Source organism: Rhodospirillum centenum SW (assembly GCF_000016185.1).
Classification (GTDB): Bacteria; Pseudomonadota; Alphaproteobacteria; order Azospirillales; family Azospirillaceae; genus Rhodocista; species Rhodocista centena.
In genome coordinates this window covers 1,251,056-1,277,325 of the sequence record NC_011420.2, presented here as the reverse complement: position 1 = coordinate 1,277,325, position 26,270 = coordinate 1,251,056, and the positions used below count along the sequence as shown (strand labels likewise).

General features: G+C 67.8%; 26 protein-coding genes and 1 pseudogene. 24 read left to right on the top strand and 3 right to left on the bottom strand.

The annotated features are described in order from the left end of the window. The first annotated feature begins 27 nt into the window (after positions 1 to 27). The 3 genes from mce to RC1_RS05830 are packed head-to-tail and all read left to right on the top strand — an operon-like array spanning position 28 to position 1,278. A complete protein-coding gene (gene mce, locus RC1_RS05840; protein ID WP_012566423.1) occupies positions 28 to 432 on the top strand; it encodes a methylmalonyl-CoA epimerase in 405 nt (134 codons plus the stop codon). 9 nt (positions 433 to 441) lie between these two features. Continuing rightward, the gene (locus tag RC1_RS05835; RefSeq protein ID WP_012566422.1) at positions 442 to 699 is read left to right on the top strand and encodes a DUF1467 family protein; all 258 of its coding nucleotides are present in this window, start codon (positions 442 to 444) and stop codon (positions 697 to 699) included. A gap of 6 nt (positions 700 to 705) precedes the next feature. Continuing rightward, positions 706 to 1,278, top strand: a complete 573-nt coding sequence (locus RC1_RS05830) for a DNA-3-methyladenine glycosylase I (protein ID WP_012566421.1) — start codon at positions 706 to 708, stop codon at positions 1,276 to 1,278. A 382-nt stretch (positions 1,279 to 1,660) separates the two neighbouring features. Here the strand turns inward: RC1_RS05830 and RC1_RS05825 are convergent, their stop codons facing one another. After that, a complete protein-coding gene (locus tag RC1_RS05825; protein ID WP_184446406.1) occupies positions 1,661 to 3,019 on the bottom strand; it encodes an NCS2 family permease in 1,359 nt (452 codons plus the stop codon). Here RC1_RS05825 and RC1_RS05820 point away from each other — a divergent pair. The 8 genes and pseudogenes from RC1_RS05820 to RC1_RS05790 all read left to right on the top strand — a co-directional run bounded on the left by RC1_RS05820 (position 3,018) and on the right by RC1_RS05790 (position 9,040). Further along, positions 3,018 to 3,515: a hypothetical protein gene (locus RC1_RS05820; protein ID WP_012566419.1), complete on the top strand. Its 498-nt coding sequence runs from the start codon at positions 3,018 to 3,020 to the stop codon at positions 3,513 to 3,515. The genes RC1_RS05825 and RC1_RS05820 overlap by 2 nt on opposite strands. Positions 3,516 to 3,703: 188 nt before the next feature. Next, positions 3,704 to 4,372, top strand: coding sequence for a protein-S-isoprenylcysteine O-methyltransferase (locus tag RC1_RS05815; RefSeq protein ID WP_202795565.1), 669 nt, complete (start codon positions 3,704 to 3,706; stop codon positions 4,370 to 4,372). Positions 4,373 to 4,426: 54 nt separating this feature from the next. Then, entirely contained in the window at positions 4,427 to 4,594 is a 168-nt protein-coding gene (locus tag RC1_RS21705; RefSeq protein WP_012566417.1) for a hypothetical protein, read from the top strand. A gap of 146 nt (positions 4,595 to 4,740) precedes the next feature. Beyond that, positions 4,741 to 6,047 (top strand): annotated as a pseudogene (gene proS / locus RC1_RS05810) (proline--tRNA ligase). Positions 6,048 to 6,170: 123 nt separating this feature from the next. Then, on the top strand, positions 6,171 to 7,415 hold the full coding sequence (locus RC1_RS05805) for a lipoprotein-releasing ABC transporter permease subunit (protein ID WP_012566415.1): 1,245 nt from the start codon (positions 6,171 to 6,173) through the stop codon (positions 7,413 to 7,415). A 7-nt stretch (positions 7,416 to 7,422) separates the two neighbouring features. Then, positions 7,423 to 8,163, top strand: a complete 741-nt coding sequence (locus RC1_RS05800; RefSeq protein WP_012566414.1) for an ABC transporter ATP-binding protein — start codon at positions 7,423 to 7,425, stop codon at positions 8,161 to 8,163. After that, positions 8,160 to 8,657, top strand: a complete 498-nt coding sequence (locus tag RC1_RS05795) for a DNA glycosylase family protein (protein ID WP_041785155.1) — start codon at positions 8,160 to 8,162, stop codon at positions 8,655 to 8,657. The genes RC1_RS05800 and RC1_RS05795 overlap by 4 nt, the downstream gene beginning before the upstream one ends. Before the next feature lie 32 nt (positions 8,658 to 8,689). Beyond that, entirely contained in the window at positions 8,690 to 9,040 is a 351-nt protein-coding gene (locus RC1_RS05790; protein WP_083759255.1) for a DNA glycosylase family protein, read from the top strand. Between the two features lie 123 nt (positions 9,041 to 9,163). Here the strand turns inward: RC1_RS05790 and RC1_RS05785 are convergent, their stop codons facing one another. Further along, positions 9,164 to 10,045, bottom strand: a complete 882-nt coding sequence (locus RC1_RS05785; RefSeq protein WP_012566413.1) for an EamA family transporter — start codon at positions 10,043 to 10,045, stop codon at positions 9,164 to 9,166. A gap of 264 nt (positions 10,046 to 10,309) precedes the next feature. Here RC1_RS05785 and dnaE point away from each other — a divergent pair, with 264 nt between their 5' ends. Continuing rightward, positions 10,310 to 13,807 carry a DNA polymerase III subunit alpha gene (dnaE, locus tag RC1_RS05780; protein WP_012566412.1) on the top strand — a complete coding sequence of 1,166 codons (3,498 nt, stop codon included), beginning with the start codon at positions 10,310 to 10,312 and terminating at the stop codon, positions 13,805 to 13,807. A 27-nt stretch (positions 13,808 to 13,834) separates the two neighbouring features. Here the strand turns inward: dnaE and RC1_RS05775 are convergent, their stop codons facing one another. After that, the gene (locus tag RC1_RS05775) at positions 13,835 to 14,392 is read right to left on the bottom strand and encodes a hypothetical protein (protein ID WP_012566411.1); all 558 of its coding nucleotides are present in this window, start codon (positions 14,390 to 14,392) and stop codon (positions 13,835 to 13,837) included. 256 nt (positions 14,393 to 14,648) lie between these two features. On the opposite strand from RC1_RS05775, the gene rpsB reads away from it, so the two are divergent. From rpsB to fabZ, 12 genes are all read left to right on the top strand, one after another. Continuing rightward, positions 14,649 to 15,434, top strand: a complete 786-nt coding sequence (gene rpsB, locus RC1_RS05770; RefSeq protein WP_012566410.1) for a 30S ribosomal protein S2 — start codon at positions 14,649 to 14,651, stop codon at positions 15,432 to 15,434. A gap of 97 nt (positions 15,435 to 15,531) precedes the next feature. Then, positions 15,532 to 16,455: a translation elongation factor Ts gene (gene tsf, locus RC1_RS05765; RefSeq protein WP_012566409.1), complete on the top strand. Its 924-nt coding sequence runs from the start codon at positions 15,532 to 15,534 to the stop codon at positions 16,453 to 16,455. An 85-nt stretch (positions 16,456 to 16,540) separates the two neighbouring features. Further along, positions 16,541 to 17,263 carry a UMP kinase gene (gene pyrH, locus RC1_RS05760; protein ID WP_012566408.1) on the top strand — a complete coding sequence of 241 codons (723 nt, stop codon included), beginning with the start codon at positions 16,541 to 16,543 and terminating at the stop codon, positions 17,261 to 17,263. 1 nt (position 17,264) lies between these two features. Next, complete coding sequence (gene frr / locus RC1_RS05755; protein WP_012566407.1) at positions 17,265 to 17,822, top strand: ribosome recycling factor; 558 nt, start codon at positions 17,265 to 17,267, stop codon at positions 17,820 to 17,822. A gap of 23 nt (positions 17,823 to 17,845) precedes the next feature. Next, positions 17,846 to 18,583 (top strand): isoprenyl transferase, encoded by a 738-nt coding sequence (locus RC1_RS05750; protein WP_012566406.1) that lies wholly within the window; start codon positions 17,846 to 17,848, stop codon positions 18,581 to 18,583. Next, positions 18,522 to 19,418, top strand: a complete 897-nt coding sequence (locus RC1_RS05745) for a phosphatidate cytidylyltransferase (protein ID WP_012566405.1) — start codon at positions 18,522 to 18,524, stop codon at positions 19,416 to 19,418. The genes RC1_RS05750 and RC1_RS05745 overlap by 62 nt, the downstream gene beginning before the upstream one ends. Further along, on the top strand, positions 19,409 to 20,617 hold the full coding sequence (locus tag RC1_RS05740) for a 1-deoxy-D-xylulose-5-phosphate reductoisomerase (RefSeq protein WP_012566404.1): 1,209 nt from the start codon (positions 19,409 to 19,411) through the stop codon (positions 20,615 to 20,617). Before RC1_RS05745 ends, RC1_RS05740 begins: the two co-directional genes overlap by 10 nt. A gap of 20 nt (positions 20,618 to 20,637) precedes the next feature. Continuing rightward, on the top strand, positions 20,638 to 21,771 hold the full coding sequence (gene rseP, locus RC1_RS05735; RefSeq protein WP_012566403.1) for an RIP metalloprotease RseP: 1,134 nt from the start codon (positions 20,638 to 20,640) through the stop codon (positions 21,769 to 21,771). Between the two features lie 24 nt (positions 21,772 to 21,795). Further along, positions 21,796 to 24,126 carry an outer membrane protein assembly factor BamA gene (gene bamA, locus RC1_RS05730; RefSeq protein ID WP_012566402.1) on the top strand — a complete coding sequence of 777 codons (2,331 nt, stop codon included), beginning with the start codon at positions 21,796 to 21,798 and terminating at the stop codon, positions 24,124 to 24,126. Positions 24,127 to 24,137: 11 nt separating this feature from the next. Further along, positions 24,138 to 24,752: an OmpH/Skp family outer membrane protein gene (locus RC1_RS05725; RefSeq protein WP_012566401.1), complete on the top strand. Its 615-nt coding sequence runs from the start codon at positions 24,138 to 24,140 to the stop codon at positions 24,750 to 24,752. Positions 24,753 to 24,757: 5 nt separating this feature from the next. Then, positions 24,758 to 25,801, top strand: coding sequence for a UDP-3-O-(3-hydroxymyristoyl)glucosamine N-acyltransferase (gene lpxD, locus RC1_RS05720; RefSeq protein ID WP_012566400.1), 1,044 nt, complete (start codon positions 24,758 to 24,760; stop codon positions 25,799 to 25,801). Continuing rightward, the gene (gene fabZ / locus RC1_RS05715; protein ID WP_012566399.1) at positions 25,785 to 26,270 is read left to right on the top strand and encodes a 3-hydroxyacyl-ACP dehydratase FabZ; all 486 of its coding nucleotides are present in this window, start codon (positions 25,785 to 25,787) and stop codon (positions 26,268 to 26,270) included. The genes lpxD and fabZ overlap by 17 nt, the downstream gene beginning before the upstream one ends.

Below are 26,270 nucleotides of genomic sequence, written 5' to 3'. Positions count from 1 at the left end.
CGGACCCTGATCCGGAGTACAGACAGAATGATCGGCCGCCTCAATCACGTCGCCATCGTGGTCCCCGACCTCGCCGCCGCCAGCGGCACCTACCGGGACACCCTCGGGGCACGGGTGAGCGCGCCGGTGGACCTGCCCGCCCACGGCGTCACCACCGTCTTCGTCGAACTGCCCAACACGAAGATCGAGCTGCTGCACCCGCTGGGGGCCGACAGCCCGATCGCAAAGTTCCTGGAGAAGAACCCCTCGGGCGGCATCCACCACATCTGCTACGAGGTGGAGGACATCCTCGCCGCGCGCGACCGGCTGAAGGCGCAGGGGATGCGGGTCCTGGGCGACGGCGAGCCGAAGATCGGCGCGCACGACAGGCCGGTGCTGTTCCTGCATCCCAAGGACCTGTTCGGCACCCTGGTCGAGCTGGAACAGGCCTGAGGCCCGGGCATGGGCTGGCTCACCCTTGCTGCCATCTATTTCACGGCCTGGTGGATCGTGCTGTTCGCCGTGCTGCCCTTCGGCGTGAAGCCCCACGACGACCCGGAGCCGGGTACGGCCGCCAGCGCACCGGCGCGGCCCATGCTGGCCCGCAAGTTCCTCTGGACCAGCGTCATCTCGGCCGTGATCGTCGGTGCGGTGTGGGGGCTGTTCGCCGCCGGGGTGCTGGACTGGCAGGCGCTGATGCGGCCGCCTGAAGGGTCGTGAGAGCGCATGACGCTCAGCTACTGCGACATCGCCCCCGGCCACCCCTGGCATGGCCCCTATCACGAGAGCGAGTACGGCGTTCCGCTGGACGACGAGGCGGCGCTGTTCGAGCGGCTGGTGCTGGAGATCAACCAGGCCGGCCTTTCCTGGCTGACCATCCTGAAGAAGCGGGCGGCGTTCCGCGCCGCCTATGACGGGTTCGACGTGGACCGCGTGGCCGCCTATGGACCGGCCGACATCGACCGGCTGCTGGCCGATCCCGGCATCATCCGCAACCGGCTGAAGATCGCGGCCGCGATCCACAATGCGCAGGTGATCCAGGGCATGCGGGCGAGCCATGGCGGCTTCGCCGGCTGGCTGGCTGCCCATCATCCGCGCAGCAAGGGCGACTGGGTGGCGCTGTTCAAGCGCACCTTCCGCTTCACCGGCGGCGAGATCGTCGGCGAATTCCTGATGAGCATCGGCTATCTGCCGGGGGCGCACCGGCCGGAGTGCCCCGTGCAGGCACGGCTGGCCGGACTCGCGCTGCCCTGGAGGGAGGCCCGGGCGGCGGGCTTCGACGGCTACGCGGGTTTCTGATCGGGCAGGGGTGCCTGCTGATTGGGCGGATCGCTGAACATCGAGCGATCATATGAACTTAAATTAGGCAAGGCGCCTGAAAAAAGCACAAAAAAGAAGGCGAGCCGTAAAATCGGCTTGCCTTGCAGGATACTGGGTATCAAACTCGGTGGTGTTGAGAGGGTTTGTTCCCTCTTGACAGACGCCTGGTGGCGATTCCTCCCTAAACTCAGGCCGCGCTGTCCTGTCAGCGCGGTCTTTCTTTTTTGTGAAGCGAGTATAAGCAAATCCGCTTTCCCGCGTCATCTTCTTTTTGCTGATTTTTCAATCGCTCTGCCCCTTTGCAGGCAGGCGCTCCGTCGGCGCCTTGCCTGCACCCCGCGAGCCCCTGATCTGCGGCAGTTCAGGCGGTAGCGAATTTCACGACGAACAGCCCGGCCAGGATCACGATGGCCGGATTCAGGGCAGCCAGCCGCCCCGACAGCAGCTTGATCCCGACATAGGCGATGAAGCCGAAACCGATGCCGTGGGCGATGGAGAAGGTCAGCGGCATCGCCACCGCCGTCACCACGGCCGGCGCGTATTCGGTCACATCGTCCCAGTCCACCTCCGCAAGTCCATGCGTCATCAGGCAGGCGACATAGAGCAGGGCGGGGGCGGTCGCATAGGCCGGGATGGCGGCCGCCAGCGGCGCCAGGAACAGGCAGGCCAGGAACAGCAGCGCCACCACGAAGGCCGCAAGCCCGGTCCGCCCGCCGACATTCACGCCGGCGGCACTCTCGATGTAGCTGGTCACCGTGCTGGTCCCCAGCATGGCGCCGGCCACCGTCGCCGTGCTGTCCGCCAGCAGCGCCCGTCCCAGCCGCGGCAGCCGGCCGTCGGGCGTCAGCAGCCCGGCCCGATGGGCGACGCCGACCAGGGTGCCGGCCGTGTCGAACAGGTCCACGAACAGGAAGGCGAAGACGATGGCGACCAGCCCGACATGCAGCGCCCCGGTCACGTCCATCTGGAGGAAGGTCGGGGACGGGTCCGGGGGCAGGGAGACGATGCGGCCGTCGAACGGCGTCACGCCCAGCAGCACGCCCGCCAGGGTCACGGCCAGGATGGCCAGGATCACCGCCCCGGTGACGCGCCGGGCCGCCAGCGCGACCAGCAGCAGGAAGCCCAGGGAGGCGAGCACCGCCTCCGGCCGGGTCAGGTCGCCCAGCGTCACCAGCGTCGCCGGATGATCCGCCACGATGCCCGCGTTCTGGAGCGCGATCAGCGCCAGGAACAGGCCGATCCCGGCCGAGATGGCGAGCTTCAGGCTGCGGGGGATGGCGTTGATGATGGCCTCGCGCACCGGCAACAGGCTCAGCACGATGAAGGCCACACCGGACAGGAAGACGGCCCCCAGCGCCACCTGCCAGGAATAGCCCATGCCGCCGACCACGGCGTAGGCGAAGTAGGCGTTCAGCCCCATGCCGGGGGCGAGCGCGATGGGGTAGTTGGCGTAGAGCCCCATCACCAGCGTGCCGACCGCGGCGGCGACGCAGGTCGCCACGAACACCGCGCCGGCATCCATGCCGGTGGTCGCCAGGATCTGTGGATTCACGAAGACGATGTAGGCCATCGTTAAAAAAATCGTGAAACCGGCCAGCACCTCCGTCCGGACGGAGGTGCCGTGCGTGCTCAGCTTGAAGTAGGATTCCAGCAAGATCGGGTCCCGCTCGAAAGGAAGGTCGGCCGTGCGGCTCAGGAAGAAGGGGACGACAGTATCCATGGGAACGGTGGCCGCCGCCACCGGGTTGCTGGCGCTGCTGCTGCCGGCGACCGCCGGGGCCCAGGGAACCGAAGCGCAGCGGCCGGCCCAGGCACCGGCCTGGATCGCCCCGCCGAAGACGGCACCACAGCCCCAGGCGCGGCCGGGCACCGGGCAGCCGACCATCATCGTGGACCGCGCGGCCTGCCGCTGGTTGCAGCGCCATGTGCCGGATGCCGACGTGGAGTACAGGCCGGGCGTGGATGTCAACGGCAGGCCCGTGGCGCCGGCCGACCTGCCGGGGTCGCCACGGATCGCGCTGCCCGACCGGATCGAGATCGGCATCACCCTGCCGCTGGCGCAGCGCTTCGGCATCCCCGCCGATGCGCTCTATGCGGGGGAGGCCTATCTCGGGACCGTGACGGTGGAAGGGAACCGGGTGCTGTTCAACGGCCAGCCGCTTTCCTCCGATGCGGAGGCGGATCTGGTCGCGGTCTGTTCCCGGCGGGACCGCTAGCATCGGGCCGGCCCGGCAGACCGTCCCTGGCGGGGTGCGGCAGGGCGTCACCCGCCATGAATGTTTATCTTGCGAATCATTCGCAATCGCGCGATGGTCCCGGCAGCGAACCGATCCTATAGGAGCTGGCGACCATGACCATGCCGCAATCCGCCGTTCCGGGGCCTGCGGCCCCGCCGGATGCCTCGATGCCACGGCCCTCGATGATGAAAAGTGCGCCGTCGCTGGTGACCTTCGGTCTCAGCATCGTGCTGCTCGTCGTCGCCGTCGTCCGCTGGCCGGAGAACGGCTGGGCCGCGTCGCTCTGGCTCGCGGCATTCCTTGCCATGTGGGTGATCCGGGTGCCGGCCTCGATGCGGGTCAGCGGCAACCGGATCGTGGAGGCACGGCGGGGCACGTCCGAGCTGTTCGTGCTGGCGGCCATGTTCGTGACCATGATGGTGCTGCCGCTGCTCTATCTCTCCTTCGGCGCCTTCCGCTTCGCCGACTACACGCTGCCGGCGTGGGCGGCGGTGCTGGGCGCGGTGCTCCAGGTGCCGTTCCTCTGGCTGTTCTGGCGCAGCCATGCCGACCTGGGCCGGAACTGGAGCCCGGGGCTGGAGGTGCGGGAAGGGCATGAGCTGGTGGTCCGTGGCGTCTATGCCCGCATCCGGCACCCGATGTATGCCGCGCTCTGGATTTCGGTGCTGGCGCAGCCGCTGCTTCTCCAGAACTGGATCGCCGGCGCCCTTGTCGTTCCCGCGTTCGCGGCATTGTGGCTGCTGCGCGTCCCGCAGGAAGAGGCGATGATGCGGACCCGCTTCGGGGCCGAGTACGAGGCCTATGCCGCCCGCACCGGGCGCATCTGGCCATCCTGATCCCGCTGCGGGATGTTCCCTGCGGGGCGAACGCCCGACACTCAGGAGGAGTCCATGGGTGATCCGCTGGTCGACCGTGAACTGACGGTGGAGGAGATGCTTTCCGACCCGATCGTGCGCGCCCTGATGCGGCGCGACGGGGTCCATGATGATGACGTGCGACGGACGCTTGCCCGCGTCGGCGGCTCCCGTCGTGGCGGCGGCGCACTGGGCGGGGAGTGACCCGCCGGCCGGCGTCGCCTCTGATCTGCCGCCGTATCAGCGTTGCCGGGAGAGGTCACCGGACGGGGACCTCTCCCATTGCCTCCCATGCGGGCACATCCTAAAGTCCGGGCCGCTTCCAACGCCAAGCCTGCGAGTGCCTGTCCATGCGGATGTCCCAGTTCTTCCTGCCCACGCTCAAGGAAACCCCCCGCCGAGGCGCAGGTGGTCAGCCACCGGCTGATGCTGCGCGCCGGGGATGATCCGGCAGACCTCCGCCGGCATCTATGCGTGGCTGCCGCTGGGCTGGCGCGTGCTCCAGAAGGTCGCGCAGATCGTGCGCGAGGAGCAGGACCGTGCCGGCGCGCAGGAGATGCTGATGCCGACGATCCAGTCGGCCGATCTCTGGAAGCAGTCCGGCCGCTATGAGGCGTATGGCAAGGAGATGCTGCGCATCACCGACCGGCACGACCGGGAGATGCTGTACGGCCCCACGAACGAGGAGATGATCACCGACATCTTCAAGACGTTCGTGAAAAGCTACAAGGACCTGCCCAAGAACCTCTACCATATCCAGTGGAAGTTCCGGGACGAGATCCGGCCCCGCTTCGGCCTGATGCGCGGCCGTGAGTTCCTGATGAAGGACAACTACTCCTTCGACCTGGATGTCGAGGGCGCGAAGCTGTCCTACCGCAGGATGTTCCTGGCCTATCTCCGCACCTTCGCGCGCATGGGCATCAAGGCCATCCCGATGCGGGCGGACACGGGTCCCATCGGCGGCGACCTCAGCCACGAGTTCATCATCCTGGCGGAGACGGGGGAGAGCCAGGTGTTCTGCGACCGCCGCTGGCTGGAGCTTGACGTGCTGGCCGAGGCGCCGGCGCCGGACAGCGACCTCAAGGAATTCTTCGACCGCTACACCTCCATCTACGCCGCGACGGAGGAGATGCACGACGCCGCCAAGGCGCCCGCCGATCTGGTGACGGCGCGCGGCATCGAGGTCGGGCACATCTTCTATTTCGGCAAGAAGTACTCGCAGCCGATGGAGGCGATCGTCGCGGGTCCCGACGGGCAGCCGGTGACGGTGGAGATGGGCAGCTACGGCATCGGCGTCAGCCGCGTCGTCGCCGCCATCATCGAGGCGAGCCACGACGAGCAGGGCATCATCTGGCCGGAGCCGGTGGCGCCCTTCAAGCTGGCCATCGTCAACCTGAAGGTGGACGACGCCGAGTGCTCCCGCGTCTGCGAGGATCTCTACGCCCGCCTGAGCGGGGCGAAGGTCGAGGTGCTGTACGACGACCGCAACGAGCGGCCGGGCGCCAAGTTCGCCGACATGGACCTGATCGGCGTGCCCTGGCAGCTCACCGTCGGGCCGCGCGGCCTGAAGGCCGGTGTCGTCGAACTGAAGCGCCGCGCCACGGGCGAGAAGTTCGAACTGTCCGTCGAGGATGCGCTCGCCAGGGTCATGGCCTGATCGAGGCCGTTGGTCCGGTCCCGGGGCATTCCTGCGGACCGGACCGCCCGGTTCCTGCCATAAATGCGCCGCCATGCCGGGGGATACCCCGTCGGGTCCGTACCGTCCGCGCGGAAAGTCCCCATGATCTTCTCAGCCTTCGAACGCATGGTGGCGATGCGCTACCTCCGGGCCCGCCGGCAGGAGGGGTTCATCTCCGTCATCGCGGGCTTCTCGCTCCTGGGCATCGCCCTGGGCGTGGCGACCCTCATCATCGTGATGTCCGTGATGAACGGCTTCCGGGCCGAGCTGCTGGGCCGCATCCTCGGCGTCAACGGCCACGCCTACGTCTATGCGACGATGGGGCCGCTGGAGGATTACGGACCGCTGGCCGAGCGGGTCAAGGCGGCGCCCGGTGTCGTCGCCGTGATGCCCTATGTCGAGGGGCAGGCCCTGGTCAGCATCCAGGGCGTCGCCACCGGCGTGCAGGTCCGCGGCATCCGGCCGGAGGATTTCCGCACCCGGCCCGTGGTCGGTGACAGTGTCGTGCTGGGCGACGGGAACGGTTTCGGCGAGGGCGGTATCGCCATCGGCATCCGTCTGGCACAGCGGTTCGGGCTGCGGGTGGGGGACGAGCTGACGCTCATCAGCCCGCGCGGGGCCACCACGGCCTTCGGCACCGTTCCGCGCACGGGCCGCTTCCCGATTGCCGCGATCTTCGAAGTGGGCATGTCGGAATACGATTCCAACATCGTCTACATGCCGCTGGAGACGGCGCAGGCCTTCTACCGGATGCCGGGCCAGATCACGGCGCTGGAGGTCTTTGTCGCCGATCCCAACGACATCGGCCTGCTGCGCGCCAGCCTGGGCGGTGCGGTGGCCGGACAGGGCCGCGTGCTGGACTGGCAGCAGACCAATTCCAGCTTCTTCACCGCGCTTCAGGTCGAGCGCAACGTGATGTTCCTGATCCTGTCACTCATCATCATGGTGGCCGCGTTCAACATCATCTCCAGCATGATCATGCTGGTGAAGGACAAGGGCCGGGACATCGCCATCCTGCGCACCATGGGCGCGACCCGCGGCATGGTCATGCGCATCTTCTTCCTGTCCGGCGCCTCCATCGGCGTGATCGGAACGGTGGCCGGCTTCACCCTCGGCATCCTGTTCTGCGACAACATCGAGGCCATCCGGCAGTCGATCCAGTCCCTGACGGGAACGGACCTGTTCAACGCGGAGATCTACTTCCTCTCCCACCTGCCGGCGAAGATCGACTGGCGGGAGGTGGCCCAGGTGGTGGGCATGGGTATCGGCCTGTCCTTCCTGGCGACGATCTATCCCTCCTGGCGGGCGGCCCGCCTCGATCCGGTGGAGGCCCTGCGCTATGAGTGAGCCGACGATGACCGCCACGGTCGAGCGGAGCCGGACGGCGCGTGCCGCCGATGCCGCAGTGGACGCTCCGGCGGACGGTGCCCTGGTCCTGACCGACATCCGCCGCAGCTTCACCCAGGCCGGCGATGTGCTGGAGGTGCTGCGCGGCGCCTCCTGCACCGTGCGACCCGGCGAACTGGTGGCGCTGGTCGGTCCCAGCGGGGCGGGCAAGTCCACCCTGCTGCACATCGCGGGCCTGCTGGAACATGCCGACGGCGGCTCCATCCGCGTCGGCGGCAGCGACGCGACCCGGCTGAACGATGCCGCGCGGACCGCGCTGCGGCGGCGCACCATCGGGTTCGTCTACCAGTTCCACCACCTGCTGCCGGAGTTCAGCGCGGAGGAGAACATCGTCCTGCCGCAGATGATCGCCGGCACGGCCCGGTCCGACGCCCGGGTGCGGGCGCGGGAACTGCTGGCCCTCGTCGGCCTGGAGAAGCGGGCCGGGCATCGCCCGGCGCAGCTTTCCGGCGGCGAGCAGCAGCGCGTCGCCATCGCCCGCGCGCTGGCGAACCGGCCGCAGGTGCTGATCGCCGACGAGCCCACCGGGAACCTGGACCACCACACGGCCGAAAGCGTCTTCGCCATGCTGGCGGATCTGGTCCATGGCCAGGGCGTGGGCGCGCTGGTGGCGACCCACAATCTTGACCTGGCCCGCCGCATGGACCGCGTGCTGGAGATGCGCGACGGCCTGCTGGTGGAGGTTTGAGCGCCAGCCGCATCCTGCTGACCGTCCCGGCCGGCTACCGCCCGGACTGGGTGCTGCTGTACCACGGCCGGGACCCCGAGGGGCTGTCGGAGCGGGTGGAGGGACACGTCCTGACCAAGGTCGTGCTCGTCGCCGGCCGCCCGGTCCGGCTCCGCATGGAGATCGGCGCTGACGGCGTAGGGCTGGACTGCGATCCTGCCCTGGACGGGGACGATCTGGAGACCGCCACCGGCATCGCCCGCCGGGCGCTCGGGCTGGCGACAGACGTCGGCGGGCTGGAGGCCCGGGCGGCGGACGAGCCGGAGGTCGCGCGCCTGATCGGTGATCGTGCGGGTCTGCGTCTGCCGCTCAGCGGCAGCGTCTTCGAGGGGCTGTGCTGGGCCGTCATCGGACAGCAGGTCAATCTCCGCTTCGCCGCCGTGCTGCGGCGCCGGATGATCGATCTGGCCGGGATGTCGCATCCGTCGGGGATGGTCGCGCATCCAGGGACCTGAAGCGGTGGCGCGGCTGGATGTGGCGGATCTGACTGCACGCCAGTTTCTCCCGCGCCAAGGCGGAGTATCTGGTCGGCGCCGCCCGGGCAGCAGCGGACGGGCACATCGATTTCGAGGCGTTGCCCGCTCTCGGGCCGGAGGAGGCGGAGGCACGGCTGGCCGCCCTGCGCGGGCTCGGCCCCTGGTCGCGCCAGTACATCCTGCTGCGGGCCTGCGGCTTCCCCGACTGCGTGCCGGCGGGGGATGCCGGTCTGGCCGCGGCGCTGCAACGCTTCCACGGCCTGGAGGACCGTCCGACGCCCGAAGCGCAGCGGAGGCTGATGCAGCCCTATGCCCCCTGGCGCAGTCTGGCGACGGCCCATCTCTGGGCCAGCCTGGGCTGAGCTTCCCGGACGCCGCCGGGAATGGTGTCGTCGGGCATGGTGTCGTTCAGATGAGACCCGGCGGGCACGACCAAGGGGTCGGACGGCCCGCCGGGAGGCTGTGGAAGAGGGTTGAGGGGAGGATCAGCGGGCGTGGGCTGCGGCGACCACGGGCGGGCGCCGCGACGGCAGCAGGGTCAGGGCCAGCCCGGCCAGGATGATGCCGCAGGCGCCCAGCTTGACCGGCGACAGCTCCTCACCCAGCAGGGTCACGGCGAACCCGATCCCGAAGACGGGGACCAGCATCGAGAACGGGGCGACGATGCTGGCCGTGTACTGCTTGAGCAGGTAGCCCCACAGGCCGAAGCCCAGGATCGTCGCAATGACGCTGCTGTAGAACACCGCGAACCAGGCGGTCGGGCTCATGGTCAGCAGACCGCTGAAGCCCTGCGGCCCCTCGAAGTAGTAGGACGCGATGCAGAGCGGGATGGGCGGAATCAGGCTCATCCAGATCATCATCACGAAGACCTGCGGCGGCTTCGAGACCTTCATCAGCACGTTGCTGACCGCCCAGAACATGGCGCCGACCACGCAGAGCATCAGGCCGAGCTGCGTCCCGCCCGCGGGCAGGTCGGCCGCGATGACGGCGATGCCCAGGAAGGCCACGGCGATGCCGGCGAGCTGCCGCACCGACGGCCGGTCCCCGAGCCACAGCGCCGCCAGCATGACCGTGAAGAAGGCCTGGGTCTGATTGACGAGGCTCGCAAGCCCCGCCGGCATCCCGTAGGCCATCCCCATGTACAGGCCGAACTGCAGCATCCCCAGCGAGATCCCGACGCCGATGATATAGCGCCAGGCCACGGGCGGCTTGAAGCCGATGAACGGCAGGAAGGCGGCGCACACAGCGAACCGCAGTGCCGTGAACAGCAACGGCGGGATTTCGCTCAACCCCCAGTCGATCACCACGAAGACAAAGCCCCAGATGGCGGCGCACAGGATCGCGAGGGAAATATGGATCGGTTTCATGCGGTAAAAGTAGGGGCTTTCTTCCCGTTCGCAATACGCGGGCATGGCATGGCTGTGTGGATCGTTAGACCCGTCATTTTATGAAGATATTCCCGTTTTTCTCCGTCTGCGACATTTTGCACCATCGACCTTAAAAGTATTCTCTCTCCCGCATCTGCGAAGGCGCGTGTAGGGCGAGGCCGGCGGTTCCACCGTGCCAGAGCGCGCCGGATCGGGTAGCCTGCCCCGCTGTCATGCTTCCCGCTGCACCGGGCCCGACCGACCGTGAGCGACTTCATCCATCTCCGCGTCCATTCGGCGTACTCGCTGTCCGAAGGGGCGATCAAGGTCAAGGAACTGGTCAAGCTCTGCCAGAAGCAGGGCATGCCGGCCGTCGCCGTGACGGATACCGGCAACCTGTTCGGCTGCCTGGAATTCGCCATGGCCGCGGCCGATGCCGGCATCCAGCCGATCATCGGCTGCCAGATGTGGATCAGGAGCTGGGGGCCGCAGAAGCGGGGCCTGGGCCGCACGACGGGTCCGGCCGCGGACCAGCTTGTGCTCCTGGTGCAGAGCCAGCAGGGCTACCGCAACCTGATGAAGCTCGTCTCCAAGGCGTATCTGGAGACGGAGCCGGGCCTGCTGCCCCAGGTGTCGGTGGATGACCTGGAGGGCCACAGCGAGGGACTGATCTGCCTGACCGGCGGCCCCGGTGGCGGGGTCGGACGGCTTCTGGCGGAGGGGCAGAAGCCGCATGCGGAGGAACTTCTGCTGCGGTTGGCGGCGCTGTTTCCCGGCCGCCTCTATGTCGAGCTGATGCGCCACCCGGAAGGGCCGATGGGACAGGCGGAGGACCGCATCGAGCCGGATCTGATCGATCTGGCCTACGCCCATGACCTGCCCCTGGTCGCCACCAACGACGTCTACTTCGCCGATCCGGGGATGCACCAGGCGCACGACGTTCTGCTCTGCATTGCTGAAGGCGCCTACATCATGCAGGAGGAGCGGCGGCGGGTCACGCCGCACCACTGCTTCAAGTCGGCCGCGGAGATGCGCGAGCTGTTCGCCGACCTGCCGGAGGCGGTGGACAATACGGTCGTCATCGCGCGGCGCTGCGCCTACATGCCGAAGAAGGTGAACCCGATTCTGCCCGCCTTCGTGCCCGGCGACAGCAAGGAGGCGCAGGAGGAGCTGGAGGCCGACGAGTTGCGCCGGCAGGCGCATGAGGGCCTGACCTGGCGGCTGGAAAAGTACGTCTTCACGCCGGACCAGACGCCGGAGACGCGGACCGAAATCGAGGCGCAGTACCGCGAGCGCCTGGATTTCGAGCTGAACACCATCGTCAAGATGAAATTTCCCGGCTACTTCCTGATCGTGTCGGACTTCATCAAGTGGGCCAAGGGGCAGGGCATCCCGGTCGGGCCGGGACGCGGCTCGGGCGCCGGCTCGCTGGTGGCGTGGTCGCTCTCCATCACCGACCTGGACCCGATCCGCTACGGCCTGCTGTTCGAGCGCTTCCTCAATCCCGAGCGCGTGTCCATGCCGGACTTCGACGTGGATTTCTGCCAGGACCGCCGCGACGAGGTGATCCGCTACGTCCAGCGCAAGTACGGCTACGACAAGGTCGCGCAGATCATCACCTTCGGTAAGCTGCAGGCCCGCGCCGTGGTGCGCGACGTCGGCCGCACGCTCCAGATGCCCTACGGGCAGGTGGACAGGATCTGCAAGCTGATCCCGAACAACCCGGCCAACCCGGTCGGCCTGCAACAGGCCATCGACGGCGAGCCGCTGTTGCAGGACATGCGGAAGTCGGACGAGACGGTCGGCCGCCTGCTGGACATCGCGCTGAAGCTGGAGGGGCTCTACCGCCACGCCTCCACCCATGCGGCAGGTGTCGTGATCGGCGACCGCCCGCTGGACGAGCTGGTGCCGCTCTACCGCGATCCGCGTTCCGACATGCCGGTCACCCAGTTCAACATGAAGTATGTCGAGCTGGCGGGGCTGGTGAAGTTCGACTTCCTGGGCCTGAAGACGCTCAGCGTGCTGAAGACAGCCGTGGACCATGTCCGGCACCGCGACGTGGACCTGGACCTGCTGGACCTGCCCATGCTGGACGAGAAGTCCTACGGGCTGCTGGGACGGGCGGAAAGCTCGGGCGTGTTCCAGCTTGAAAGTTCGGGCATGCGCGACGTGCTCCGCCGCATGAAGCCGAACCGGATCGAGGACATCATCGCGCTGGTGTCGCTCTACCGGCCCGGCCCGATGGACAACATCCCCAAGTACATCAAGGTGAAGTTCGGGGAAGAGGCCCCGGACTACATGCACCCCTCGCTGGAGCCGATCCTGAAGGAGACCTTCGGGATCATGGTCTACCAGGAGCAGGTGATGCAGATCGCCCAGGTTCTGGCCGGCTACAGCCTCGGCGGCGCCGACCTCCTGCGCCGCGCCATGGGCAAGAAGATCAAGGAGGAGATGGAGAAGGAGCGCGCGAAGTTCATCGCCGGCGCCAAGGAGAAGATGGGCGTCGATGAGGAACATTCGGGCCTGATCTTCGACCAGGTGAACAAGTTCGCCGGCTACGGCTTCAACAAGTCGCACGCCGCCGCCTATGCGCTCGTCGCCTACCAGACGGCCTACCTGAAGGCCAACTTCCCGGTCGAGTTCATGGCCGCCACCATGACCTACGATCTGGGCAACACGGACAAGCTGAACCAGTTCAAGCAGGAGCTGGACCGGCTGCGGGTCCGGCTGCTGCCGCCCGACATCAACCGCTCCGGCGAGCGGTTCACGGTGGAGGTCATGCCGAACGGTGACCGGGCTGTGCGCTATGCCCTGGCCGCGATCAAGGGGGTCGGCCTGCCGGCCATGGAGGCCGTCGTGGCGGAACGCCGGGCCAACGGTCCCTTCAGGGATATCTTCGACTTCGCCCGCCGCGTGGACACCGGCGCCATCAACAAGCGGATGATGGAGAAGCTGGTCTGCGCCGGCGCCTTCGACGCGCTGAACGCGCACCGGCACCAGCTTTTCGCCGGGCTGGACACGATCATGCGCTTCGCCCAGTCCGAGGCGCAGCAGCGCGAAAGCGGCATGGCCAGCCTGTTCGGCGCCTCGGCGGCGCTGAAGACGCCGGACCTGCCCCGTATCGCCGACTGGGACCCGCTGGAGAAGCTGCGCCACGAGTTCGAGGCGATCGGATTCTACCTCTCCGCCCACCCTCTGGATGGCTACGGCAAGGCGCTGGAGCGGCTGGGCGTGGTCCGCTTCGCCGATCTGGCGGCACGGGTCGCCCGCGGCGGCTCCACCCGCTTCAAGATGGCGGGCATCGTCGTCGCGCGCCAGGAACGGACGGCCAAGAGCGGCAACCGATTCGCCTTCATCTCCATGTCCGACAGCTCCGGCGTCTTTGAGGTGACCCTGTTCTCGGAGGCGCTGGCACCGGCGCGCGAACTGCTGGAGGCCGGCAGGGCCGTGCTCATGCTGGTGGACGTGCAGCAGAACGGCGAGGAACTGCGCCTGACCGGCAGCCAGGTGCTGCCGTTGGAGGAGGAGGTCGCGCGCACGGCTGCGGGCATGCGCATCGTGGTGAAGGACGAGACGCCGCTGTCCACGCTTCAGTCCGTGCTGAAGCGTCTGCGGCCCGGGCGCGGGCGCATCCAGGTGGCGGTCGAGGTGGACCCGATGACGGAGGTCGAGATCCTGCTGCCGCAGGCCCTCATGATCGACGCCAGCAGCCGCGCCGCGATCAAGTCGATTCCCGGTGTGGTGGACGTGCAGGACCTGTAGGCGCGGCAGCGACGGCCGCTGCGACGGTCAGTCCCGGGCGGGAAGGGCGGTCAGAATCTCCGTCACCTCGGCCAGCAGGGTGCCGTCCAGGCGGGTCACCCGCCCGGTGCGCCCGAACAGCTCACCCGCGCACCCCGCAAGCGCGGGCAGCGCTGCAAGGTCGGGGGCGGAGGCCGGAATCCGGAAGAAGCCGTCCGGCCGGCTGCGGAAGGCGACTCCCGCCTGGGCCAGCAGTGTACCGAAGGGCAGGATGCCACCCCGCACCGGCTCATGGATGCTCTCCGGCAGGGAGGGCAGGTGGATGACGATCCGGCCCAGCTCCACCGGCCGGCCGCTGTCGGCGCCATAGAGAAGCACGGTGCGCGCAAGGCATTCCCCGACTTCGTGCGCGTCCAGCACCTCCAGCGCCATCCTCTCGTCCCAGGCGGCCTCCAGCGTCGCGGTCATGCCCCGCTCATGATCGAGCAGCGGCCGCGCGGCCTCCGGCAGGTCGGCGGCGGTCACGGACACCGCGCCGGCGGGAAGGGACGGGGCCATGGCGAGGTCCGCGCTGTCGATGAAGAAGCTGTGCGAGGGGATGGACATGGTGCTCAGTCAGAGGGGAATGCGGGCGGACCATAGGCGCACGGGCACGGACTGCCAAGTCCCGGCGGGAGCCATGCGTCAGCCGGCCCTCGGCGGGGTTGCATTGGCCGGGTCCCGGCGGTATTTAACCGCCCGTCGTCAATCCCACACGCGGGCTTGCGGTGCGTGCGCTTGCATGGCGTCGCCCCGATCCGGTGTCCGGACACTGTCTCCGGACGTCGCCCGCGGAGGATCAACCGGAAAAGGAAGATTTCTCATGGCCATTCCCACCTTCACGATGCGCCAGCTCCTGGAAGCCGGCGTTCACTTCGGTCACCACACCCGGCGCTGGAACCCGAAGATGGCGCCGTACCTGTTCGGCGTCCGCAACGGCGTCCACATCATCGACCTGGAGCAGTCGGTCCCGATGATGTACCGCGCCATGCAGGCGGTCCGCGACGTGGTGGCCGGCGGTGGCCGTGTCCTGTTCGTCGGCACCAAGCGCGCCGCTCAGGAGAAGGTCGCCGAGTCCGCCAAGCGCTGCGGTCAGTACTACGTCAACCACCGCTGGCTCGGCGGCATGCTGACCAACTGGAAGACCATCTCCCAGTCGATCCGCCGTCTGAAGGAGATGGACGAGCAGCTCGCCGTCGGCGAACAGTCCGGCCGCACCAAGAAGGAGCTGCTGAACATGACGCGCGAGCGCGAGAAGCTGGAGCGCGCGCTCGGCGGCATCCGTGACATGGGCGGTCTGCCCGACCTGCTGTTCATCATCGACACCAACAAGGAGTCGCTGGCCATCCAGGAGGCCAACAAGCTCGGCATCCCGGTCGTGGCCGTGGTCGACAGCAACAGCGATCCGGACGGCGTCACCTTCCCGGTCCCGGGCAATGATGACGCCCTGCGTGCCATCGACACCTACTGCGAGCTGATCGCCGGCGCCGTGCTGGACGGCCTGCAGGCAGAGATGAGCGCGGCCGGCATCGACCTCGGCGCCGCCGAGGAGGCGCCGGAAGAGGTGCTGCCGGCCGAGGGTGCCGAGCAGGCGCCGGCCCAGGCGTGAGTCCATGCCGGGGCGGCCGGTCCGTTCCCTCCGGGGGACGGGCCGGCCGCCCTGCTGTTTGTTCAAGGTTCACCGAGATTTCGGAAGAGAGGCGAAGATGGCGGAAATCAGTGCTGCGCTCGTGAAGGAGCTGCGCGAGAAGACCGGCGCCGGGATGATGGACTGCAAGAAGGCGCTGACCGAAACCAGCGGTGACATGGAAGCCGCGGTCGACTGGCTGCGCAAGAAGGGTCTGGCCGCCGCCGCGAAGAAGTCCGGTCGCGTCGCCGCCGAGGGCCTGGTCGGTGTCGTCGCCGCCCCGACCGCCGGCGCCTGCGTCGAGGTCAATGCCGAGACCGACTTCGTCGCCCGCAACGAGACCTTCCAGAACTTCGTCGCCAAGGTGACGGAGCTGGCGCTGACCACCGGCGACGATGTCGAGAAGCTGCAGTCCCAGCCCTTCCCGGGCACCGGCCGCACCGTCGCCGAGGAGCTGACGCACCTCGTCGCCACGATCGGCGAGAACATGACGATCCGCCGTGCCGCCAGGCTGTCGGTGACGCAGGGTATCGTCTCCACCTACATGCACTCCTCGCTGGTGCCGAATCTCGGCAAGATCGGCGTGCTCGTCGCTCTGGAATCGGCTGGCGATCAGGCGAAGCTCCAGGAGCTGGGCAAGCAGATCGCCATGCACATCGCCGCCGCCCGTCCGGAGGCGCTGGACATCGCCGACGTCGATCCGTCCAAGCTGAACCGTGAGCGCGACGTTCTGGCCGATCAGGCCCGCGCCAGCGGCAAGCCGGAGGAGATCGTCCAGAAGATGGTCGAGGGTCGCGTCCGCAAGTACTACGAGGAAGTGGTCCTGCTGGAGCAGGTCTTCGTCGTGGACGGTGAGACCAAGATCCGCAAGGTCGTCGAGAACGCCGGCAAGACCGTCGGCGCCCCGGTGAAGCTGACCGGCTTCGTCCGCTTCGCGCTGGGCGAGGGCATCGAGAAGGCCACGAGCGACTTCGCCGCCGAAGTCGCCTCGATGGCCGGCTGACCGCCCGGAAACCTGTTGTTGTGGGCCGGAGGCTCCCCCGGGAGTTTCCGGCCCTTTCTACCGATACCGGGGAAAGGACCTGCCCGTGAGCGACGGCCGCTACCGACGTGTTCTGCTGAAGATCTCGGGTGAGGCCCTGATGGGCGACCGGGACTACGGTCTCGATCCGCAGGTCGTTGATCGCGTCGCCGACGAGGTCCGCGCCGTCATCGCGATGGGCGTTGAGGTCTGCCTGGTGATCGGCGGTGGAAACATCTTCCGCGGGATATCGGCAGCCGCCACCGGCATGGAGCGCGCCACCGCCGACTACATGGGCATGCTTGCGACGGTGATGAACTCGCTCGCCGTCCAGAATGCGCTGGAGAAGGTGGGGGTGCAGACGCGGGTGCAGTCCGCGATTCCCATGGCCAGTGTCTGCGAGCCCTACATCCGCCGCCGTGCCGTCCGCCATATGGAAAAAGGGCGGGTGGTGATTTTTGCCGCAGGCACCGGCAACCCCTTCTTCACGACCGATACCGCCGCGGCGCTGCGCGCCTCGGAAATGGGCTGCGATGCCCTGCTCAAGGGGACCAAGGTCGACGGCGTCTATTCGGCCGACCCCAAGAAGCATCAGGACGCGACGCGGTATGATAGGCTAAGCTACCTGCAGGTTCTGTCCCAGGACTTGCAGGTGATGGACGCCTCCGCCATCTCCCTGGCTCGGGAGAACAGGATTCCCATCCTGGTCTTCTCGATCCACACCGACGGCGCCTTTGCCGAGGTGATGGCCGGGCGGGGCAAGTTCACCATAATAACCGAAGAGGAATAAGGTGGCCGAACCCGACATCAAGAGCTTCGAGCGCCGCATGGATGGCGCTGTCGAAACGCTGCGTAAGGAATTCGGCGGCCTCCGCACGGGCCGCGCCTCCACCACGCTGCTCGATCCGGTGTATGTGGACGCCTACGGCAGTTCCAGCCCGCTGAACCAGGTCGCCACGGTCGGCGTTCCGGAGCCGCGCCTCATCACGGTGCAGGTCTGGGACCGCTCGCTGGTGAAGGCCGTGGAGAAGGCGATCCGTGAAGCCGGCCTGGGCCTGAACCCGCAGTCCGACGGGCAGACCCTCCGCGTGCCGATTCCGGAACTGAACCAGGAACGTCGCCAGGAATTGGCCAAAGTCGCAGCGAAGTATGCGGAACAGGCCCGGGTGGCCGTCCGCAACGTGCGCCGCGATGGTATGGACATGCTGAAGAAGCTCCTGAAGGACGGGGATATTTCCGAGGACGAGCAGAAGACCTGGGCCGACAAGGTCCAGGCCCTGACCGACGCCCACATCAAGAAGATCGATGAGGCGCTGGCGACCAAGGAAAAGGAAATCATGCAGGTTTGAGCGAGGGTCCGGGCGCCGCTGCCATGGCCGTTTCCTCCCCCCTGCCGCAAGGCGCCCCACCGGTCCACGTCGCCATCATCATGGATGGCAACGGGCGCTGGGCAACCGCACGCGGACTGCCCCGCACCGCCGGCCACCGAAAAGGCGTCGAGGCGGTGCGGCGTGCCCTGGAGGCGGCCCGGGAACTGGGCATCCGCTACCTGACGCTCTACAGTTTCTCCTCGGAGAACTGGAACCGGCCGCGGGACGAGGTCTCCGACCTCATGCAGCTCCTGCGGTTCTATCTGCGCGGCGAGATCGCGTCCCTGCACAAGAACGGCGTGCGGCTCCGGGTGATCGGGGACCGCTCGCGCCTGTCCAAGGACATCATCTCGCTGATCGACAATGCCGAATCCCTGACGGCCTCGAACGAGACGTTGACCCTGGTGATCGCCCTCAGCTACGGCGGACGCCAGGAGATCGCCAGCACAACCCGCCAGATCGCCGAGCAGGTGAAGGCGGGTCACCTTGAGCCGTCGGACATCGATGAGGGTCGGTTCGCCAACTATCTCTCGACGGCCGGCATACCCGATCCCGATCTGTGCATCCGCACGAGCGGGGAGAAGCGGATCAGCAACTTCCTGTTGTGGCAATTGGCCTATGCGGAGTTGGTGTTCGTCGATACCCTGTGGCCAGACTTCACCAAACGCGATCTCGAAGATGCCATCCAAGAGTACCACCGGCGGGATCGCCGGTTCGGGGCATCGGTCGGCAGCCGCTGAGCCGGCGCCGGCGGGCGCGCGGTCGAGCGATCTGAAGACCCGTTTCCTTTCCGCGATCATCCTCGCCCCGCCCGTGCTGGCCGCCGTCTGGTTCGGCGGCCCGGTGTTCGACGCGCTGGTGGTGGTCGCGGCTGCGCTGTCGGTGCGGGAATGGGTGCGGCTGGTCGTTCCCGGAGCCGCCACGCCCCTGCCTCTGCCCTTGCTGCTGTCGCTCGTGGCCGTGGGCGCCGTGATGGCGGCCGACCTCGCCTGGGGAACGGTCATCGCCCTGCCGGTCGCCGCCGCCGCCACGGTGGCGCTCTACGGCGCCTGCAGGCTGGCCGGGGTGGGGCCGCGCGCCCTTGTCGCGCTCACCGTCCCCTATATCGCGCTGGCCTGCGTCGCCCTGATGTGGCTGCGTAACGCCACCGGCGAGGACGGGCGCAGTCTCTTCTTCTTCCTGCTGCTGGCCATCTGGGCGACCGATATCGGCGCCTATGCGGCCGGTCGGAGCATCGGCGGGCCGAAACTGGCCCCCCGGATCAGTCCGAAGAAGACCTGGGCCGGTCTCATCGGCGGCATGCTGGCCGCGGCCCTGGTGGGGGCCGGAGTCGCCTTCCTCGCCGATGCCGGCCGGCCGCTCGTCGCGGCCCTCATCGCCGCCTGTCTGGCCGTCGCGGGTCAGGCGGGCGACCTGTTCGAATCATTCATGAAGCGGCGCAGCCACGTGAAGGACAGCGGTCACCTCATCCCCGGTCATGGCGGTCTGCTCGACCGTATCGACGGGTTGATCGTGGCCGCGCCGGTCTTCGCGCTGGTCCACGGGCTGGCCGGGGAGTCTCTGCAATGGTGGTGAGCGTGACCCCGCGGCATTCGACCGGGGGCGATGGAATCCGCAGCGTGACGGTGCTGGGCTCGACCGGATCGGTCGGCAGCAACACGGTCGAACTGATCGAGGCCTATCCGGAGCGCTACCGCACGGTGGCTCTGGTGGCCCGCCGCAACGTCGCCGCCCTGGCCGGACAGGCCCGACGCCTGCGGCCCGAGGTCGCCGTCGTCGCCGATGAGGCCCACTACGCCGACCTGAAGGACGCGCTTGCCGGTACCGGCATCGCCGCGGCGGCCGGTCCTGCGGCCGTGGTCGAGGCGGCGCAGCGCCCGGCAGACTGGGTGATGGCCGCCATCGTCGGTGCCGCCGGGCTGGAGCCGACCCTGGCAGCCGCCCGCCGCGGCGCCATCGTCGCCTTCGCCAACAAGGAATGCCTCGTCTGTGCGGGTGAACTGCTGATGGCGGAGGTGCGCCGGCACGGCGCCACGCTGCTGCCGGTGGACAGCGAGCACAGCGCCATCTTCCAGGTCTTCGACCCGGAGCGCCGACCGGCGGTCAGCCGGCTGATCCTCACCGCGTCGGGCGGCCCGTTCCGCACCTGGACGCGCGAGCGCATGGCGGCTGCCACGCCGAAGGAGGCGTGCGCCCATCCGAACTGGACGATGGGGGCCAAGATCTCCGTCGACAGCGCCAGCATGATGAACAAGGGCCTGGAGATCATCGAGGCCTGCCACCTGTTCGGCATGCCGGACGGGCAGATCGACGTGCTGGTGCATCCGCAGTCGGTCGTCCACAGCATGGTCGAATATGTGGACGGCTCCGTGCTGGCACAGCTCGGCACGCCCGACATGCGCACCCCCATCGCCGTGGCGCTGGGCTGGCCGGACCGTATCGCCACGCCCGGCGCCCGGCTGGACCTGATCAAATCTTCCCGGCTGGAGTTCGAGGCGCCGGATCCGCTGCGCTTCCCGGCGCTGCGGCTGGCCCGGCACGCGCTCCAGTGCGGCGGTGCCGCGCCGACCCTGCTGAACGCCGCGAACGAGGTGGCGGTCCAGGCCTTCCTGGAGGAACGGATCGGCTTCCTGGACATCGAGCGGGTCGTCGAGGCGACGCTCGCATCGCTGCCACATTCTGAGCTCAATGACCTGGATGATGTGCGCACAGCCGATGCCGATGCCCGCCGCTTCGCGTCCGAGATGGTCGCGGCGGGGCGGGGCAGCCGGTAGCTGAGGCAGGAGAACGATCGATGGATGCGGTCGGATACGTCTGGAATTACGGGGTCGTCTTCCTGGTCGTCCTGACCGTGCTGGTCTTCGTCCACGAGCTGGGCCACTACTGGGTGGCGCGCCGCAACGGGGTCCGGGTGGAGGTCTTCTCGATCGGCTTCGGACCGGAGCTGTTCGGTTTCAACGACCGGGCCGGCACGCGCTGGAAGTTCAGCGCCGTCCCCCTGGGCGGATACGTCAAGATGTTCGGCGATGCCGACGCGGCGAGCCGCCCGGATTTCCGGCTGGACGACCTGCCGCCGGAGGAGAGGGCCCGGTCCTTCTATCATCAGAGCCTGGGAAGCCGCGCAGCGATCGTGGCCGCCGGGCCGGCTGCCAACTTCGCCTTCGCCATCGTGGCGCTCGCTCTCCTCTTCACCGTCTACGGCCAGCCCTTCACGGCCCCCGTGATCGAAGAGGTCAGCCCCGATGGCGCGGCCGCCGAGGCGGGGCTCCTGCCGGGCGACCGGGTGCTGAGCATCGACGGCCAGACGATCGAGCGGTTCGAGGACATCACCCAGCTTGTCGTGCAGTATCCGGGCCGGCCTCTGGCCCTGGTCGTGCAGCGCGACGGCCTGGAGGTGCCGGTCACGGTGACGCCGCGCACCGTGGAGGTCGAGGACCGCTTCGGCAACACCCACACGATCGGCCGTATCGGCGTGCTGCGCGGTGCGGACGAGTTCAAGAAGCGCGACCCGCTGTCCGCCGTCTGGTACGCGGGGAAGGAGACGCTGTCGCTGACCCTCGGCACCCTGAAGGCCGTCGGTCAGATGATCAGCGGCACCCGCGGCACGGATGAGCTGGGCGGGCCGCTGCGCATCGCCCAGATGTCGGGAGAGGTGGCCCAGACCGGCTTCGTGGCCCTGGTCTGGTTCGTGGCGATCCTGTCCATCAACCTTGGACTGATCAACCTGTTCCCGATTCCGATGCTGGACGGTGGCCACCTGTTGTTCTATGGCATTGAAGCCGTCCGGGGCCGCCCCCTGGGGGAACGCGCCCAGGAATATGGTTTCCGGATCGGCTTGGCTTTGGTACTAACGCTGATGGTGTTCGCCACGTGGAACGATCTCGTCCACCTACGCGTGGTCCAGTTCTTCGTGGACGTTCTTTCCTAGCCGATACCGGGGGAACACTTGGGTTTGGTTTCGAGGGTCGCGGCCGCGTGCCTGCTGATCGGCAGCACCACCGCAACTTCCGTCCTTGCGCTCACGGCAGGGGCTTTCGCCCAGGAAGCCTTCAGCGGCGGCACCGTCCGGGAAATCCGGATCGAGGGGACGCAGCGCATCGAGGCGGCGACTGTCCGGTCCTACCTGACCGTGCAGACCGGCGATCCGTTCAATGCCGAGCGCATTGACGAATCGCTGAAATCCCTCTTTGCCACCGGCCTGTTCGCCGATGTCACGCTGCGGCGTGAGGGCGGGACCCTGGTCGTCAATGTGGTCGAGAACCCCATCATCAACCGGGTCGCCTTCGAAGGGAACCGTCGGGTGAAGACCGACGACCTGGTGGCCGAGGTGCAGCTCCGTCCCCGCGTGGTCTATACCCGGACCCGCGTGCAGAACGACGTGCAGCGCATCCTGGAAATCTATCGCCGCAGCGGTCGCTTCGCCGCGCGTGTCGAACCCAAGATCGTCCAGCTTGAACAGAACCGTGTCGATCTGATCTTCGAGATCGATGAAGGCCCGCTGACCGGCGTGCAGCGGATCAACTTCATCAACAACAACATCTTCGACGACAGCGACCTGCGCGACATCATGCTGACCAAGGAATCGCGCTGGTGGCGGTTCCTGAGCAGCAACGATACCTATGATCCCGATCGCCTGAACTACGACCGCGAGCAGATCCGCCGGCATTACCTGCGCAACGGTTATGCCGACTTCCGCGTGCTGTCGATGGTGGCCGAGCTGACGCCCGACCGCGAAGACTTCTTCATCACGATGACCGTGGACGAAGGCAAGCGGTACAAGTTCGGCGAGATCAAGATCCAGAGCGACATCAAGGACCTGGACGGCGAGCTGCTGCGCCCGTTCATCCTTGCCCAGAGCGGCGACTGGTACGATGCCGACCGCGTGGAGAGCAGCATCAACCTGCTGAGCGACGCGCTGGGCGATCTCCAGTACGCCTTCGTCGAGGTCGATCCGCTGCTGCAACGCAACGAGGAGGAGGGCACGATCGACCTCCTCTTCGAGATCAACCAGAGCCCGCGTGTCTTCGTCGAGCGTATCGACATCAACGGCAATGTCCGGACGCTGGACCGCGTGATCCGGCGCGAGATGCTGCTGGCCGAGGGCGACCCGTTCAGCATCACCCGCGTCCGCCGGTCCGAACAGCGCATCAAGGACCTGGGCTTCTTTGAAGAGGTGAAGGTCGAGCCGAAGGAGGGCAGCACGCCTGACCAGTCGGTCATCACCGTCGAGGTGTCGGAACAGCCGACCGGCGAGATCCAGCTCGGCGCCGGCTACTCCACGACCGACGGGGCGCTGGTGGACTTCTCCATCCGCGAGCGCAACCTGCTGGGTCGCGGCCAGGATCTGCGCTTCTCGACGATGCTGTCGACCCGGAGCCAGGAATTCGACGTCAGTTTCACCGAGCCCTACTTCATGGAGCGCGATCTGGCGGTCGGCGTGGACCTGTTCCGCGTCGTCCGCGACGACCGCGACACCATCACCTATGACCTGGAGAGCACGGGCATCGTGCTGCGCGCCGGCTATCCGCTGTCGGACCGCCTGCGCCAGCGCTTCCAGTACACCCTGTCGCAGAACTCCATCGAGAACGTCTCGATCTACGCCTCCCGCTTCATCCGGGATCAGGCCGGTACGACGACGACCTCGTCGATCGAGCAGCTCCTGTTCTATGACGCCCGGAACAGCCGTCTGCGCCCGACCGACGGCTACTTCATCTCGCTGTCCAACGAGTTCGCCGGCCTGGGGGGCAGCGTCCGCTACCTGCGCAACCGCCTGTCCGCTGCCAACTACTGGAACGTCTATTCCGACTGGGTGCTCTCGCTCACCGGCGAGGTCGGCTACATCCTGGAACTGGGCAAGGACATCCGGATCAACGACCGCTTCTTCCTGGGCGGCGACACGCTGCGCGGTTTCGAGCCGGGCGGCGTCGGCCCGCGCGACCTGACCAATGGCAACGACGATGCCCTGGGTGGCAAGCGGTTCGCCCGCACCAGCCTGGAGATGACGGTTCCGCTCGGGTCGGACGAGATGGGGGTGCTGGCCCATGCCTTCGCCGACGCCGGCACCCTGGGCGATTCCGGCCTGAAGCCTTATGTCGATCCCACCGACCCGACGAAGAGTGACGTCTTCCGTGACGAGGATGCCCTCCGCGCCTCGATCGGCGTGGGTCTCTCCTGGAAGTCGCCCTTCGGTCCGATCCGTATCGATCTGGCCATGCCGCTGGCCAAGCAGGACTACGACCGGACGGAGCAGTTCCGCTTCAGCTTCGGCACCCGCTTCAACTGAGGGGAAGGCCGATGCACGGTCGCGGCCTGATCGTCCTTGCCGCGGCGCTCTGGATCGGCGTCGGCCTGTCCGGCGCCGCGGGCGCACAGGAGCAGGCGCCGGTCACGCCGCCACCGGCAGCGCATCCGGTCGGCCCGGCGGCTGAAGGGCAGCTGCAGCCGACCATCGCCATCGTGGACGCGCAGGGCCTGCTCTCCGCGTCCAGCGCCTGGCGCAGCATCCAGCAGCAGCTCACCGCGTTGCAGCAGGATTTCCAGGCGGAGATGAACGCCCAGATCACCCGCCTGCGCAGTCTGGAACAGGACCTGGCGAAGCAGCGTCAGACCCAGAGCGCCGAGGAGTTCGACCGCGCCCGCAAGCAGTTCGAGCAGGAGGTGGCGGAGTCCCGTCAGCACGCGCAGGAACGCGCCCGCATCCTGGACACCGCGCTGAACGACGCGAAGGAGAAGCTCCTGGACATGCTGGGCCAGGTGGTCCGGGATGTCGCCAAGGAGCGTGGCATCGTCCTTGTGCTGCATCGGGAAGCGGTGCTTTATCGGGGCGATCCGTCCCTTGACCTGACCGATGTGGTCCTGCAGCGACTGAATGCGCGGTTGCCGCAGGTCACGGTCGTCCTGCCGAAGTAGGGATCATGGCCGATCCACGTTTCTTCCGTCGGGCGGGGCCGTTCAGCCTCGCCCAGCTCGCCAGCCTGTCCGGTGCCGAGATCGCGCCGGGCGCCGACCCGGCGTTGCTGCTGCACGATGTCGCCCCGCTGGAATCGGCGGGGCCGGAGCAGCTCAGCTTTCTGGACAACCGGAAATACGCCGATGCCTTCGCGCGGACCGGCGCCGGCGCCTGCATCGTGCATCCCGACCTGGCCGGCCGGGCGCCAGCGGGCACGGCCCTGCTGCTGAGCCGGAAACCCTACCGGGCCTACGCGCTCTGCGCCCAGGCCTTCTATCCGGCCCCGGCGGCTGAGGGCGGCGTCTCTCCGGGCGCGCATCTGCACCCGACCGCCCGGGTGGGCGAGGGGACCGAGGTCGCCCCCGGTGCCGTGATCGAAGCGGGGGCGGAGATCGGCAACGGCTGCCGGATCGGCCCGAATGCGGTGATCGGCCGCAATGTGCGGATCGGCGACGGCACCACCGTCGGGGCCTGCGCCTCCCTCAGCCACTGCGAGATCGGCAGCCGGGTGGTGATCTATCCCGGCGTCCGCATCGGCCAGGACGGCTTCGGTTTCGCCATGGATGTGGCCGGCCATGTCCGCGTGCCGCAGCTTGGCCGCGTCCTCGTGGAGGATGACGTGGAGATCGGCGCCAACGTCACGATCGACCGCGGCGCCGGTCCGGACACCGTCATCGGCCGGGGGTGCATGATTGATAATCTGGTCCAGATCGGGCACAACGTCCACCTCGGCCCGGGCTGCGTTGTCGTCGCCCAGGCCGGTATCTCGGGCAGCACGAAGCTCGACCACCATGTGATCCTGGCGGCCCAGGCGGGCATCACGGGCCATCTGAAGATCGGCGCCGGCGCCCGGATCGCCGCCCAGAGCGGGGTGATGCGCGACGTGGCGCCCGGTGAGCAGGTTGGTGGATCGCCCGCCGTTCCCATGCGCCAATGGCTGCGGCAGGTGGCAGTGCTGGGGCGGCTGGTCCGCGGAAGGGGTGACGAGGACAATGGACGCAACGGCTGAGAACAAGACACCACCGCAGCAGACCGTGACGGAGCTGGATATCCTGCGGATCATGCAGATGATTCCGCACCGCTATCCCATGCTCCTGATCGACAAGGTCGTGGACATCGTCACGGGCGAAAGCTGCACGGGCATCAAGAACGTCACGATCAACGAGCCGTTCTTCACCGGCCATTTCCCGGCCCGTCCGGTGATGCCGGGCGTGATGATCGTGGAGGCCATGGCGCAGACCTCGGCCGTGCTGGTGATGCACTCGCTCGGCGAATCCGCCGAGGGCCGTCTGGTCTATTTCATGACGATCGACGAGGCCCGTTTCCGGCGCCCGATCGTTCCGGGCGACCGTATCGAGATCAAGGTGCAGAAGCAGCAGAACCGCCGCAATGTCTGGCGTTTCCGCGGCGAGGCCTGGGTCGACGGCACCCTCTGCGCCGAGGCGGTCTATGCCGCGATGATCGTGATGGACAACTGA

Coding starts and splice junctions, on each gene's coding strand:
- RC1_RS05725 (WP_012566401.1), top strand. CDS start 24,138: ATGCACGGTCGCGGCCTGATCGTCCTTGCCGCGGCGCTCTGGATCGGC.
- RC1_RS05825 (WP_184446406.1), bottom strand. CDS start 3,019: ATGGATACTGTCGTCCCCTTCTTCCTGAGCCGCACGGCCGACCTTCCT.
- RC1_RS21705 (WP_012566417.1), top strand. CDS start 4,427: ATGGGTGATCCGCTGGTCGACCGTGAACTGACGGTGGAGGAGATGCTT.
- RC1_RS05815 (WP_202795565.1), top strand. CDS start 3,704: ATGCCACGGCCCTCGATGATGAAAAGTGCGCCGTCGCTGGTGACCTTC.
- tsf (WP_012566409.1), top strand. CDS start 15,532: ATGGCGGAAATCAGTGCTGCGCTCGTGAAGGAGCTGCGCGAGAAGACC.
- RC1_RS05740 (WP_012566404.1), top strand. CDS start 19,409: ATGGTGGTGAGCGTGACCCCGCGGCATTCGACCGGGGGCGATGGAATC.
- RC1_RS05785 (WP_012566413.1), bottom strand. CDS start 10,045: ATGAAACCGATCCATATTTCCCTCGCGATCCTGTGCGCCGCCATCTGG.
- RC1_RS05805 (WP_012566415.1), top strand. CDS start 6,171: ATGATCTTCTCAGCCTTCGAACGCATGGTGGCGATGCGCTACCTCCGG.
- rseP (WP_012566403.1), top strand. CDS start 20,638: ATGGATGCGGTCGGATACGTCTGGAATTACGGGGTCGTCTTCCTGGTC.
- RC1_RS05750 (WP_012566406.1), top strand. CDS start 17,846: ATGGCCGTTTCCTCCCCCCTGCCGCAAGGCGCCCCACCGGTCCACGTC.
- rpsB (WP_012566410.1), top strand. CDS start 14,649: ATGGCCATTCCCACCTTCACGATGCGCCAGCTCCTGGAAGCCGGCGTT.
- RC1_RS05800 (WP_012566414.1), top strand. CDS start 7,423: ATGACCGCCACGGTCGAGCGGAGCCGGACGGCGCGTGCCGCCGATGCC.
- RC1_RS05775 (WP_012566411.1), bottom strand. CDS start 14,392: ATGTCCATCCCCTCGCACAGCTTCTTCATCGACAGCGCGGACCTCGCC.
- fabZ (WP_012566399.1), top strand. CDS start 25,785: ATGGACGCAACGGCTGAGAACAAGACACCACCGCAGCAGACCGTGACG.
- RC1_RS05820 (WP_012566419.1), top strand. CDS start 3,018: ATGGGAACGGTGGCCGCCGCCACCGGGTTGCTGGCGCTGCTGCTGCCG.
- RC1_RS05830 (WP_012566421.1), top strand. CDS start 706: ATGACGCTCAGCTACTGCGACATCGCCCCCGGCCACCCCTGGCATGGC.
- RC1_RS05835 (WP_012566422.1), top strand. CDS start 442: ATGGGCTGGCTCACCCTTGCTGCCATCTATTTCACGGCCTGGTGGATC.
- mce (WP_012566423.1), top strand. CDS start 28: ATGATCGGCCGCCTCAATCACGTCGCCATCGTGGTCCCCGACCTCGCC.
- RC1_RS05745 (WP_012566405.1), top strand. CDS start 18,522: ATGCCATCCAAGAGTACCACCGGCGGGATCGCCGGTTCGGGGCATCGG.
- lpxD (WP_012566400.1), top strand. CDS start 24,758: ATGGCCGATCCACGTTTCTTCCGTCGGGCGGGGCCGTTCAGCCTCGCC.